The sequence below is a fragment of the Mucilaginibacter robiniae genome (assembly GCF_012849215.1).
In the GTDB taxonomy this organism is placed as follows: domain Bacteria; phylum Bacteroidota; class Bacteroidia; order Sphingobacteriales; family Sphingobacteriaceae; genus Mucilaginibacter; species Mucilaginibacter robiniae.
Genome location: NZ_CP051682.1, coordinates 1,487,189 through 1,499,436, shown reverse-complemented (window position 1 = coordinate 1,499,436; position 12,248 = coordinate 1,487,189). Strand labels below are relative to the sequence as shown.

11 protein-coding genes are annotated in these 12,248 nt (G+C 42.3%); 2 read left to right on the top strand and 9 right to left on the bottom strand.

The window, feature by feature from the left end:
- The first annotated feature begins 94 nt into the window (after positions 1 to 94).
- A complete protein-coding gene (locus HH214_RS06650; RefSeq protein ID WP_169606583.1) occupies positions 95 to 1,381 on the top strand; it encodes an MFS transporter in 1,287 nt (428 codons plus the stop codon).
- Between the two features lie 160 nt (positions 1,382 to 1,541).
- On the opposite strand, the gene HH214_RS06645 is transcribed toward HH214_RS06650, so the two are convergent.
- The 5 genes from HH214_RS06645 to HH214_RS06625 all read right to left on the bottom strand — a co-directional run bounded on the left by HH214_RS06645 (position 1,542) and on the right by HH214_RS06625 (position 5,633).
- Positions 1,542 to 2,852 (bottom strand): carbohydrate porin, encoded by a 1,311-nt coding sequence (locus tag HH214_RS06645; RefSeq protein WP_169606582.1) that lies wholly within the window; start codon positions 2,850 to 2,852, stop codon positions 1,542 to 1,544.
- A gap of 34 nt (positions 2,853 to 2,886) precedes the next feature.
- Positions 2,887 to 3,546 (bottom strand): HD domain-containing protein, encoded by a 660-nt coding sequence (locus HH214_RS06640; RefSeq protein WP_169606581.1) that lies wholly within the window; start codon positions 3,544 to 3,546, stop codon positions 2,887 to 2,889.
- Between the two features lie 33 nt (positions 3,547 to 3,579).
- Entirely contained in the window at positions 3,580 to 3,846 is a 267-nt protein-coding gene (locus HH214_RS06635) for a helix-turn-helix domain-containing protein (RefSeq protein ID WP_169606580.1), read from the bottom strand.
- A gap of 116 nt (positions 3,847 to 3,962) precedes the next feature.
- A complete protein-coding gene (locus HH214_RS06630) occupies positions 3,963 to 4,460 on the bottom strand; it encodes a hypothetical protein (RefSeq protein WP_169606579.1) in 498 nt (165 codons plus the stop codon).
- Entirely contained in the window at positions 4,461 to 5,633 is a 1,173-nt protein-coding gene (locus HH214_RS06625; protein ID WP_169606578.1) for a THUMP domain-containing class I SAM-dependent RNA methyltransferase, read from the bottom strand.
- A 79-nt stretch (positions 5,634 to 5,712) separates the two neighbouring features.
- Here HH214_RS06625 and HH214_RS06620 point away from each other — a divergent pair, with 79 nt between their 5' ends.
- Positions 5,713 to 6,075: a DUF3127 domain-containing protein gene (locus HH214_RS06620; protein ID WP_169606577.1), complete on the top strand. Its 363-nt coding sequence runs from the start codon at positions 5,713 to 5,715 to the stop codon at positions 6,073 to 6,075.
- A gap of 239 nt (positions 6,076 to 6,314) precedes the next feature.
- On the opposite strand, the gene HH214_RS06615 is transcribed toward HH214_RS06620, so the two are convergent.
- The 4 genes from HH214_RS06615 to HH214_RS06600 all read right to left on the bottom strand — a co-directional run bounded on the left by HH214_RS06615 (position 6,315) and on the right by HH214_RS06600 (position 12,243).
- Complete coding sequence (locus tag HH214_RS06615) at positions 6,315 to 7,271, bottom strand: transketolase family protein (protein WP_169606576.1); 957 nt, start codon at positions 7,269 to 7,271, stop codon at positions 6,315 to 6,317.
- Between the two features lie 119 nt (positions 7,272 to 7,390).
- Complete coding sequence (locus HH214_RS06610; RefSeq protein ID WP_169606575.1) at positions 7,391 to 8,236, bottom strand: transketolase; 846 nt, start codon at positions 8,234 to 8,236, stop codon at positions 7,391 to 7,393.
- A 115-nt stretch (positions 8,237 to 8,351) separates the two neighbouring features.
- The gene (fsa, locus tag HH214_RS06605) at positions 8,352 to 9,029 is read right to left on the bottom strand and encodes a fructose-6-phosphate aldolase (protein WP_169606574.1); all 678 of its coding nucleotides are present in this window, start codon (positions 9,027 to 9,029) and stop codon (positions 8,352 to 8,354) included.
- Between the two features lie 328 nt (positions 9,030 to 9,357).
- The gene (locus tag HH214_RS06600; protein ID WP_169606573.1) at positions 9,358 to 12,243 is read right to left on the bottom strand and encodes a glycosyl hydrolase 115 family protein; all 2,886 of its coding nucleotides are present in this window, start codon (positions 12,241 to 12,243) and stop codon (positions 9,358 to 9,360) included.
- Positions 12,244 to 12,248 lie beyond the last annotated feature (5 nt).

The window sequence follows — 12,248 nt, the reverse complement described above, 5'->3', positions numbered from 1 at the left end:
AAAATAGTACCGCATTTAACTATTTTGAAAATATTTAGAACAGGTTAACATTCAACAATGTTATTTTTGCGGTTCATCAATACCGAATAATACCTTGGAAGAACGAGAGGATTCTATAACGCAAAAAGATTCATTTGCGGCCCTACGCTATAAAGATTTTCGCGCATACTTAGGTATGCGTTTCTTTTTTACATTCGCTTACCAGATGCAGGCCGTAGTTATCGGCTTTTACATTTACCAGCTCACTAAAAGTGCTTTCTCATTAGGATTAGTGGGTTTGTGTGAGGCCATACCGGCTATTGGTATTGCCTTATACGGCGGCTATGTGGCAGATAAATCTGAAAAGCGAAAAATGCTATTGAGCATCTTCGGCGTGGTGCTATTTGCATCACTTACTATATTTATCATCACTTTAAAAAATATAGCACCATACATTCATGCCGGCTGGATAGTGCCCATTATTTATATAATGATATTCTTTAATGGCGTGGCCCGTGCTTTTTATGGCCCGGCTACATTTGCTATTTACGCACATAGTATCCCGAAAGAATTATATCCTAATGGGAGTACCTGGAGTAGTTCCAGCTTTCAGGTGGCTACTATTTTGGGGCCTGCTGCTGGCGGGTTGATCTATGGTACTTATGGTATTACTGCTGTTTTTGTGGTTATATTGATACTGCTGCTGATCTCTTTCGTATTAGTGTACCTGTTGCGTAGTTACCCGCCGGTGTATGTGCCTAAAGAAAGTATCTGGGTAAGTTTGAAAGAGGGTATTAACTTTGTTTTCAAAAGCAAAATGATGATAGGCGCCATGAGCCTGGATTTATTCTCCGTGTTTTTTGGTGGTGCTGTTGCCTTATTGCCTGTTTTTGCACATGATATTTTAAAAGTAGGTTCGGAAGGATTAGGTATTATGCGGGCTACTTCATCATTAGGTGCGGTATTGAGCATGTTGGTGATGACCAAATTTTCGCCCATGAACCGCCCATGGCGTAACCTGCTGATTGCGGTTAGCGGCTTCGGCCTCTCTATTGTTGGTTTTGGCCTTTCTAAGGTATTTTACTTGTCGCTGGTGTTCCTGTTCACTGAAGGTGCTTTTGATAGCATTAGCGTTATTATACGCAGTACTATCATGCAATTGCTTACGCCCGATCAAATGCGTGGACGAGTATCGGCCGTAAACTCTATGTTTATTGGTTCTTCTAACGAAATTGGAGCATTTGAGTCAGGTACTGCGGCAACTTTATTGGGTACTGTGCCTTCCGTAATTTTTGGTGGAAGTATGACGTTGCTTATCGTGTCTATTACTTACTGGAAAACCAGAATGTTAATACCTGCCAAACTAGCGGATATTAGTACACCTACAGAAAAGGAGATGTAAGTCGTTAAAATACTATATGCTACAAATCAGTTAATGATTAAGTAGAGTAAACAGCATTAATTTGCTGCTTAAAACAAAACGGCGGAGCCTTGTACATTGCAAGAACTCCGCCGTTTTATTTTGCCAGTAATGCTAGTTATTAGCCTACTGTTACTAAATATTAAAATTCGATATGTGCACGTAACGAAAATACGTTTACAGGGCCACGATCTTTATTATATGCCGGATTCACAATGAACTGATAATCGGGAGTGATATAAAATTTCTTTTGGAAAGCATTTATCTTGTAGTATAGTTCAGCAACCATTTCAGTGCCATAATGCTGCAACTGTCCATCACCGATGATGAACCCATAGCCGCCAGCTGCCAGGTAGTCGCGGTGTGGAGCCGAAATGCCATTACCTACAAAGGCTAAACCAACCTCATCATCACTACGTTTCCATGAGGTGCCTTTTAACACGCCACCAAAGCTTAATGAACGGTCAATTTCCGTAAAAAACCAAGTCTCAGTATGGCCATCGTTCCAGCTGGCTTTGGCAAATACACCCAAATCTTTGGTTAGGTATTGCTCGGCATTTAAGCCAAAGCCATATTTATGGTGGCCGTAGTGCAATACGGTATCAATATTAGGCGTTACAGGGCTTTGTGCAATGGCATCGCGGTAATTACCCATTTTGCCATTATTCATAAAACCCAGTACACGAAAGGAACCTTGCCGACTGTTAATGCTGTAACGTTTTTCAAATTCTAGCGTTTCGCTGTTGGATTTGCCTAATTTGGCATCAAACACAGAACCGTTAGCTGTAGTAGTTACCAAAGTGTAGGCAAAACGTAAAGTCCAGGTAGGCATACCCAGTTCGGTAAAAGCGCCTAGTACATAGCCACGGGTATTGGCTGGGTAATCCCAAGCTCCGTTACTCATTAACGACCAGTTCATAAACTGCGTACGGGGGTCATGGCTGAAGCTGTTGCCATCAAAATAATCAGACATGCCAAACTTACCTACGGTAACCGAGAAGTAGCGTTTGCTTTTAAAACCTGCCAATTGGTTTAAGTCGTCCTGCACGGTGTCGCGTTCATTACCCCAAGTAAAGTTTTGGGTCAGGTACAATCGTGCAATGTAAATTTTAGGTTCGGCACTACCTACCCGGAAGGTTTCGCCATTTGGGAAACCGGCAACACCGAGTGTTTTACTAAAGCCGGAACCACCCGAAAGTTCAGGGTTGAAATAGGCATCGGCACCTTTCCAAAGCCGGGCTCCACCAAACAAGGTAGTGGTTAACGAACTGGCAGTTTCATGCAACGGTGATAAGCTGTTATCGCCCGAATAAGGCGCATGGAATGATGGCTTGGTTTGAGTAATAACAGTTTGCTGGAAGTGGAAGTTAAATCGTTGTTGTTTTACGGTATCTTGAGCTAATAATTGAAGGGTAGCTCCAAACAAGAAGGTAAATAGTAAAAGTTTTTTCATGCAATAATATTAGCATGTAAAGATACTTTATTTGCTACACCTTACCTTCCCATTCCGCATAAAACTGCTCCAAATAATTGAGCATAAATGTATGGCGCTGCTCGGCCAAGCGGCGTGCAGTGGGCGTATTCATTTTATCTTTCAGCAGTAATAATTTTTCGTAAAAATGATTGATAGTTGGAGCTGTAGAATTTTTATACTGCTCTTTGGTCATATCCAATATAGGTGGAATTTCAGGATTGTAAATTTCCCGGCCTTTAAAGCCGCCATAGTTGAATGCACGGGCAATGCCTATAGCACCTATGGCGTCCAATCGATCAGCATCCTGTACAATTTCCAGTTCTTTGGAGTGATAGCTTGGGCGATCAAACCCAGCTTTGAATGACATGCAGGCAATAATTTGCCGTACTTCATAAATTATATGTTCCTGAACGTTCAGGCTTTGTAAAAATTGAGCTGCCGTTTCAGGGCCAATGTTTTCATCTCCGCCATGAAATTTACTGTCGGCAATATCATGCAACAGGGCAGCCAGTTCTACAATCAGTAAATCAGCATCCTCAGTGCTGGCAATTAGTTTGGCATTGTTCCAAACTCTTAGCGTATGCCACCAGTCATGACCACCTTCAGCATGTTGCAGCGTTTGCTGTACATAAGCTGCAGTTTGCGCAACAAGCTGGGCAGAAGGTTGGTTCATGAGAGGAATAGCAAGCTTGGGTTAGAGCCTAAATTAATTAACAATTTTCTTAAATAATTGCGAGATATTGGTAGGATCTGCCTTTAAAAGTTCTACCGGGTCAATATTTAATAGATTTGCTATCTGATAAAGTCGCTCTAACGTGATTTTAGTATAGCCTAACTCGATTTTACTGTAAGCATTTTGCGAAATATCCAGTTTCATAGCCAAATACTCCTGTGTATAGTTACGGTATTCTCTAAGTTTCCTAATATTTGTTGCTACTGATTTAATTTTTAAGTTGAAAACATCATTCACCATACTCCTAATTTCAGGTTTTTTTAGGATACGTACGAGATATAACAACCTACGGTTTTAGGTATTAATTAGAAAGTAAAAATTGTTAGTAGCAATAAGCTATAAGTTCAATACAGTTATTATTGGCTTACCGGATAACTGATGGTAACTGCCGGTAATAAAGTAGCCATATCCAACAACACCTCGTTTGAAGCTACAATAGGTTGCCGATGGCTGTAATATTGGTAAATCTGTTTTTGTGCAGCAGGAGTACCTGTACTAGGTAATACGGGGTTGATGGAACAAGCCACAATAAAATCGTGAGTTTTTTCACCATCAAAAATGATCCAGTGGTGGTCTGATTTTTTCAGGGCATCAATAAAAGGTAAAGTAACCTGATAATCATCAGCATAGTACACAATAATCTTTTCGATGGCACCTTGGGCATCAGCCGTAAACTTGAATACGGCGGTTCCATTTACCTTTTTAGCGGCAAGTTCGGGCGAAATCTCTACGTTGTTTTTGAAGAACTGCATCATGGCATCTTTGCCGCCCTGAAATGGGAAAACTGCCTTTTTTTGTGCATGTACCGTAACAGTAAATAATATAACGGCTACTAATAAGAAATAACGTTTCATTTATACAATTTGGGGTTCACGTTTACTGCCTCCATATATGGTATATTCCAGTAAGCGGCAGTCGAGCTTACCGTTATAAAATTCTACCCGGCGCGAGGCTTGCAGGCCTATTTTTTTAGCTAAATCAGGGTTGCCGGTAAATACATAGCCCTTGTAACCTTTGCATTGCTGCTTCATAAAGTCGCCTATACGTTTGTAGGTAGCTTCCAGTTTGGTGTGCGTACCTAAGCGTTCACCATATTCTGGGTTAAACATGACTATACCAGGCGTTTCGGGTACTGGTGTATCAGCAAAATCACAAACATCAAATTCAATCAAATGTTCTACACCGGCTGTTTTGGCATTACGGCGAGCAATTTCTACTGCATCGGGAGATAAATCAGTAGCTATAATTTTAGCCTGCGTTTCTCTTTTTGCTTTATCTTTCAGTTTACGCCGTTCGGTAAAAAATACCTGTTCATCATAGCCCATCAGGTGCATAAAGCCATAGTTCATCCGGAACAAACCGGGGCTTTTATCAGTAGCCATCAAAGCAGCTTCAATAGCTAAGGTACCTGAACCGCACATGGGGTTAATAAAAGTGCTTTGTTTATCCCAGCCGGTTGCCATAATAGTGGACGATGCCAAAGCCTCCAGCATAGGCGCTTTGCCCGGCAGCTTGCGATAGCTATGCTTGGCTAAAGTTTCGCCCGATGTATCAGCGAAAACCTCAGCGCGGTCATCCTGCCAGTACAAGTGCAGTACCGTTTTATTCAGTTCAGGCCCTGAATTGGGGCGAATACCTTTTTGCGCTTTGATGCGGTCAACAATGGCATCTTTTACCTTTACATTGGCAAATAGCGGCGTACGGATATGCTCATTATTTACGTTGGAGGTAATGGAAAAATAGCCACTGAAATCAATCAGCTTTTCCCATTCTATCTGCACCAACTGATCGTACAGCTGTTGCGGGTTTTCAGCCTGAAACGTTTTAAGCGAGTACAGAATCTGGCTAGCGCAACGTAAATTAAGGTTGAGCGGAATACAATCAGTTACGGTACCATTCAGCTCAACGCCGGTTGAAAATACACGGGTAGGGGTGTAACCCAATGCTCTTACTTCCTGCTCCAGATAGGCCGACAGGCGCTTATTGCAGGTAATTATAATTTTACTTTCGGTGTGGAAAACTTGCATTTTATGTGGGCAAATTTATGCATTTAAAGTAGCTGATTTACAATCTTAACCTTAACTTTACGTTTTATAATGTAAGATTATGGATATAAAAGGCAAAGTACATGAAGTGTCGCCAACCCAACAGGTTACCGACTCGTTGAAGAAGAGAGAGCTTATTGTTGAATATATTGAAAACCCGCAATACCCTGAATATTTAAAATTTGAAGCCATTCAGGATCGTTGCAATTTGCTGGACAATGTACGTGTAGGTGATGATGTAGAAGTATTTTTTAATCTGCGTGGCCGCCCATGGACTGATAGAACCGGCAAAAAGAGCTATTTTAACTCAATGCAGTTGTGGAAAATCAACGTATTAAGTGGCGCTGCTGCTGCATCTGCTCCGGCTTACGCTCCACCGGCTGATTTAAGCTCAGCTCCTGATGATGATGATTTGCCATTCTAAGATGGCTTTATCTGCTGAAGCTTTAACCGGTATAGCTTACCTGTTTAAAGCGTAAAGCTGCATAATTATTGTTTTTTATAAAAGTCCTGTACAGTAGGTGTCAGTAATGCCTAATGTACAGGGCTTTTTGTTTGCAAACTGTTGTTTGGTAAACTAGTATTACAGAATAAAGGAAAATACAAAGGCTACCTTAACGGGTAGCCTTCAATGGTTTATAATAGCAGTAAAAGACCAATTTTTTATCCTTTACGCTGAATAGCTTTTTGAGCAGCATCTACAATGTGTTTAGCATCTAAGCCATATTTTGCCATCAATTGTTCAGGAATACCTGATTCGCCAAAAGAGTCGTTAACAGCAATATACTCTTGTGGGTACGGGGTGTTTTTAACTAACACCTGCGCCACTGAGTCGCCCAAGCCGCCTAGGCGGTTGTGCTCTTCGGCAGTAACCACGCATTTCGTTTTAGCTACTGATTTTAAAATAGCTTCTTCATCCAATGGTTTAATGGTGTGGATGTTGATAATTTCGGCTGAGATACCCATAGCTTCCAGCTGTTCGCCGGCTTGTATAGCTTCCCATACCAGGTGACCGGTAGCAATAATAGTTACATCAGTACCTTCATTCACCATCCAGGCTTTACCAATTTCAAATACTTGGTCGGGTGCGGTAAAGATAGGCACTACCGGGCGACCAAAGCGCAGGTAAACCGGGCCATGATGCTCGGCAATAGCAATAGTAGCAGCCTTGGTTTGGTTAAAATCGCAAGGGTTAATTACTGTCATGCCTGGCAGCATTTTCATCATGCCGATATCTTCCAGAATCTGGTGAGTAGCTCCATCTTCACCTAGCGTTAAGCCCGCATGTGAAGCGCAAATTTTTACGTTTTTATCTGAGTAGGCTACTGATTGACGAATTTGGTCGTACACGCGGCCAGTAGAAAAATTGGCAAATGTACCGGTGAAAGGAATGTGGCCACCAATAGTCATACCGGCTGCAATACCGATCATGTTGGCTTCGGCAATACCTACCTGCACAAAACGTTCAGGAAAAGCATTAATGAAGTCCTGCATTTTAAGTGAGCCTATCAGATCGGCGCACAAGGCTACCACTTTGGGGTTGCGCTTACCAGCTTCCAGCAAGCCTGCGCCAAACCCTGAGCGGGTATCTTTTTTTTCTGTATAAGTATACTTGGTCATTTCTTGTCTGTTGTTTTAGATTGTTGCGGGTTATGGGTTTTTAGTTGCGGGTTGGATGATTATAAAGTTATATTCTATTTTTCTCCGCAACTTATCACTCGCAACTCGCTGCACTTTAATTAATAGTCGCCTAAAGTTTCCTCTAATTGACCTAAGGCTTGTTCTAGCTGAGCATCATTAGGAGCAACACCATGCCATTTATGGCTTCCCATCATGAAGTCAACCCCAAAGCCCATGTCAGTTTGCATCAAAATAACCACAGGTTTACCATGACCAGTCATGCTGATTGCTTTTTCAATACCTTCCACTACCTGAGCCATGTCGTTGCCTTTAATTTGCAATACCTCCCAGCCGAAAGCAGCCCACTTAGCAGGCAAATCACCTAATGACATTACCAAATTAGTAGGACCATCAATTTGCTGACCGTTTACATCGATAGCGACAATCAGGTTATCTACTTTGTGGTGAGGGGCAAACATAGCTGCTTCCCAAATTTGACCTTCTTGCAATTCACCATCTCCATGTAGGGTAAATACCAACCGATCATCACCGTTCAGCTTTTTGCTTAATGCCGCACCAATACCTACCGATAAGCCCTGGCCTAAAGAGCCTGATGCTACACGTACGCCTGGCAGATGCTCATGCGTGGTTGGGTGCCCTTGCAAGCGCGAATCTAGTTTACGGAAGGTTTTCAGTTCTGCTTTGTCGAAATAACCGGCATGTGCCAGTACAGAATAGAATACCGGTGAAATATGGCCGTTTGATAAAAAGAATAAATCTTCGCCAATACCATCCATATTAAAAGATGGATCATGTTTCATAATGGCAAAGTAAAGGGCAACAATATAATCAGTACAGCCCAATGAGCCGCCCGGATGCCCGCTTTGGCAACCATGCACCATACGCAGAATATCACGGCGTACTTGTGAGGCAATGCCTTGAAGTTCTTGGATATTTTTAGTCATTTTTTTAGTTGTGAGTTACGAGGTTTGAGTTGCTGGTGATAAGTTGAGACTACCGGAGAGCAATTAATGAGTAATAATGCTTCCAAAATCCGCAAACGATCACCCGCAACAAAAATTATTTCACTGGTTCAACACCGGCAGCAGCAGCTTTAGCATGATCGGCCAGGAATTGAGCTAAGCCACTATCAGTTAATGGGTGTTTTAATAAAGCAGTTATAGCCGACAATGGACCAGTAATTACATCAGCACCAATTTTAGCGCAATTGATAATGTGCATGGCATGACGAACCGAAGCTGCTAGTATTTGAGTTTGGTAACCGTAGTTATCATAAATTAAACGGATATCTTCAATCAGCTGCAAGCCATCGGTAGATACATCATCTAAACGGCCAATGAAAGGAGACACATAAGTAGCACCTGCTTTAGCAGCCAGTAAAGCCTGACCAGCAGAGAAAACCAGCGTGCAGTTGGTTTTGATACCTTGTTGGGTAAAGTATTTGATAGCTTTAACGCCATCTTTAATCATCGGTACTTTAACCACAATACGCTCGTGTAGCTTGGCTAAGGCTAAACCTTCTTCTACCATTTCGTTGTAAGTGGTAGATATTACTTCGGCACTTACATCACCATCTGTAATGTCACAGATTGCTTTATAATGGTTAATTACATTGTCATGGCCAGAAATGCCTTCTTTAGCCATCAATGATGGGTTAGTGGTAACTCCGTCCAGTACGCCTAAATCATGCGCCTCACGAATTTGTGCCAAATTGGCCGTGTCGATGAAGAATTTCATATATGATGATCTTTTATTTACTGTGTAATATAGCAGCCTATACCCACTATTTATGTATTTGCTGGTAAAGTTGCAATTAATTTTAAATCTTACCTAATTAATTTTCGCAATCGATTGTATTCAAATAAATGTCAATACTACAATTATAAACTTTTATAAAGTATTTTGTACTATGAGATTGATAAATGATAGTGTATTTGTGCAATTATGAGTGTAGCTACAACCGTAGCATATTGTTACACAAACTAAAAAGAGATAGTTCATGATCTTGAAAAAGAATGAACTATCTCTTGTATCGAGCAGAGTAAGCTTTTCTTGAAAGTTATGCTTACTTTATACCAATATAAAAGCTTTCTGGCGGACCTAAATAGCTAGGCTTTAACTGATGATCGATATCTAACACTAGCTTCTGCAACACTACTCCTGGTGTTACCATCCAAAATTTAACCGTATGTAAACCGGGCTGTGTAATGTGGTGCGATGAAGCTTGTACCATGATATTATCCGCTACTGATTTGTTCCACAGTGGCTGCGTTTCTTCAGCATTTACGGTTACTAATTTGGGTTGCTCATTGTCAATCGAAATGGCATACTGAAGCTTATCGGTACCTGCAATATCAATGCTGGGTGATACATAGACGTTAACATTCACCAAACCCGTATCAGCCAGATTAACCTGATATTCCAGATGCGGACTATTACCGCCAGGTGTTTGCCGTGGCGCAGTAAGCGGATACATACTTACTGCTGATGAAGTACGGCCATAATCGGGCAAGGTTAGCCATTGTATAGAAGCTGGGGCTACGGCTTTGTTGTAATGTGGAGCTTCTATGGCTACGTATCCATTGTTTTCTACAAAGCCCTTAAGTGTGCCATTTTTACCTAACGAGTTTAAAATGGCTTTGACCATTACTGTTTTACCGTCAGATGAGGTAATGGTAATCGGTGTGCTTTGTGTGCCTGCAGGTACCTTACTCCAGTCTATGCTTACCCAAAGGCGATCTTGTTTATCAACACTACCACTGGCTGGTGTAACTTTAACCCAAGGTGCAGCAGTTACGTTGTAAGTAAAAGGCGACTTGCCGCGGTTGAATAACTCTAAATAGTGTGCCTGTTGATCGAGAGGATTAAACTGTGGCAATACCGCTTCGCTAGTTGCATGAGGCCACCAGTCGGTTGAGCCTTCTACAGCTACGCCTAAATCGGCAGTGGCAGGCAAATCAATTTGTTTAGTTTCGGGTGCTTTCTGTGCACGTGGTTCCTGCCAGTAAGTGTAGCCAATATGCGTTTGGTCCATCATGTGGTTCCATTTGCCGCCAGCTATTTCATGGTTGTACTGGTTAGCTATTTCCGAATCTTTGTTAAACAGCTCGGTTACTTTGCTGGCCATATCGTTAGTAGCTGCCCGACCTTGCTCTGCATACCATCGGTTTTTTGCGGCAGCGTAATACAACTCGTTTAGGTTGGCACAAGCTTTCACCGGATGCAGTACGAGTTCAAAAAAAGCATCTTTGTAATTTGCTGGCATTTGCTGATAAAGCTGTTCCGCCTCTGCTTCCAGTTTGTTGTAATCAGCTACTACGGTTTCAAACTCACGGTAGTTGGTTAAGCTGTAAGTGTTCTGATCCAATAGTTCGGGTTTGCGCCGGCCATTGTATTTGGTATACTTAGACAAGATGTCGGCAATTTGTGTTGCATATTGCGGACCAAACTGTTTTTGTGCCCATAGTTGCGTGTATTGCTGTAGCTTTGTAGCCGGCCATTTATCAGGGTTCCAGGCATAATCCAAAAAGAAGTTGATGGGGAACTCCATAGGTTTCAAGTCGCCCACGTTTACAATCCAAACCTGGCGTACGTTATGCTCATAAGCCATATGCATTTGCTCCCAGGTTTTACTAATTGGGTTCGTGTTCAGCCACTTGTAATTACGCGGCCCGCCTACATAATCAAAATGATAGTAAATACCGTAACCACCCTTACGTGGCTTTTCGCCTAATTTAGGCAGTTTGCGAATGTTGCCCCAGTTATCATCACATAGTAGCAGAGTAACATCATCGGGTACACGCATACCTTTATCATAGTAGTCTTGTACTTCTTTATACAAAGCCCACATTTGCGGTGTTGCTTCAGGCTTTTTGCCCGTTACATCACTGATGATTTTACGCTGATCGGCTACTATTTTTTCCAATAGTGCAATGTTGGTACCCGCTTCCATGGCCATATCACCATCGCCGCGCATACCTACTGTAACAATGGTTTCTGTATTACCCATGTTCTGGATGCCCTTTCGCCAAAAATCACGCAGTACTTCGCCGTTTTTGTTGTAATCCCATTCACCTTTGCCATAACGTTTCCATTCTTGCTGGGCACGGTCCATCGGTTCATGATGCGAGGTGCCCATTACAATACCGTATTCATCAGCCGTAGCCCGGTTTAATGGGTCGTCATCATTAAAGGCATTACCCCACATGGCAGGCCATAGGTAGTTACCCTTCATGCGCAAAATGAGTTCGAACATACGAGCATACATTTGGTGGTTCACGCCGCCAAATTTTTCACGTGTCCAGCCTGAAAAAGCAGGGGCCTCATCATTGATAAATATGCCTCGATACTTAACGGCTGGTGTACCTTGCGTATGACGGCCAGGCAGCACGTACAAGTTCTTTTGCTCCTTAACCGGTACATCAGCCCACCAGTACCAAGGGGATATGCCAATCTGTGCCGATAAATCATAGATGCCATAAATAGTACCGCGTTTGTCACTACCGGCTATCACCAGCGCCTGGTCAACACCGGGTAGGGGATGGCTAACATTCTGCAGAACGAAAGTTTCCCACTTACCGGCAATGCCACTTACGTTTAACTTATGTTGTTGAATGAGCCGGTCAATTAATACACTTTTACCAATGGTACCAATAATTACGGCTTGCTTGGCTGGTTTAGCGGCATCTGTGAAAAAGGAAGGCTCTGCGTGAGTTACCGAAGCAATATCTTTTTGCAAATCGTGTGCTGCACGGATTACACCTTTATAATCTGTACTGTTCAGATATAGGGATGCAGATTTCCCTCCTCCCGACAGGCGGAAACTACCTGCGCTGCTTTGAGAAGTTACATAAACATCGGTATCAACAGCCAGTGCATATTGGTGGCTGGTTAGTACGCCCACCAGTGCCATAGCTGTAGCTTTAAGCCATAAACTATATTTTTTATTCATGGTAA

Bases quoted from the DNA above. Each gene is read 5' to 3' on its own strand.
- HH214_RS06615 (WP_169606576.1), bottom strand. From the start codon at position 7,271: ATGACCAAGTATACTTATACAGAAAAAAAAGATACCCGCTCAGGGTTT.
- HH214_RS06625 (WP_169606578.1), bottom strand. From the start codon at position 5,633: ATGCAAGTTTTCCACACCGAAAGTAAAATTATAATTACCTGCAATAAG.
- HH214_RS06645 (WP_169606582.1), bottom strand. From the start codon at position 2,852: ATGAAAAAACTTTTACTATTTACCTTCTTGTTTGGAGCTACCCTTCAA.
- HH214_RS06635 (WP_169606580.1), bottom strand. From the start codon at position 3,846: ATGGTGAATGATGTTTTCAACTTAAAAATTAAATCAGTAGCAACAAAT.
- fsa (WP_169606574.1), bottom strand. From the start codon at position 9,029: ATGAAATTCTTCATCGACACGGCCAATTTGGCACAAATTCGTGAGGCG.
- HH214_RS06640 (WP_169606581.1), bottom strand. From the start codon at position 3,546: ATGAACCAACCTTCTGCCCAGCTTGTTGCGCAAACTGCAGCTTATGTA.
- HH214_RS06630 (WP_169606579.1), bottom strand. From the start codon at position 4,460: ATGAAACGTTATTTCTTATTAGTAGCCGTTATATTATTTACTGTTACG.
- HH214_RS06600 (WP_169606573.1), bottom strand. From the start codon at position 12,243: ATGAATAAAAAATATAGTTTATGGCTTAAAGCTACAGCTATGGCACTG.
- HH214_RS06610 (WP_169606575.1), bottom strand. From the start codon at position 8,236: ATGACTAAAAATATCCAAGAACTTCAAGGCATTGCCTCACAAGTACGC.
- HH214_RS06620 (WP_169606577.1), top strand. From the start codon at position 5,713: ATGGATATAAAAGGCAAAGTACATGAAGTGTCGCCAACCCAACAGGTT.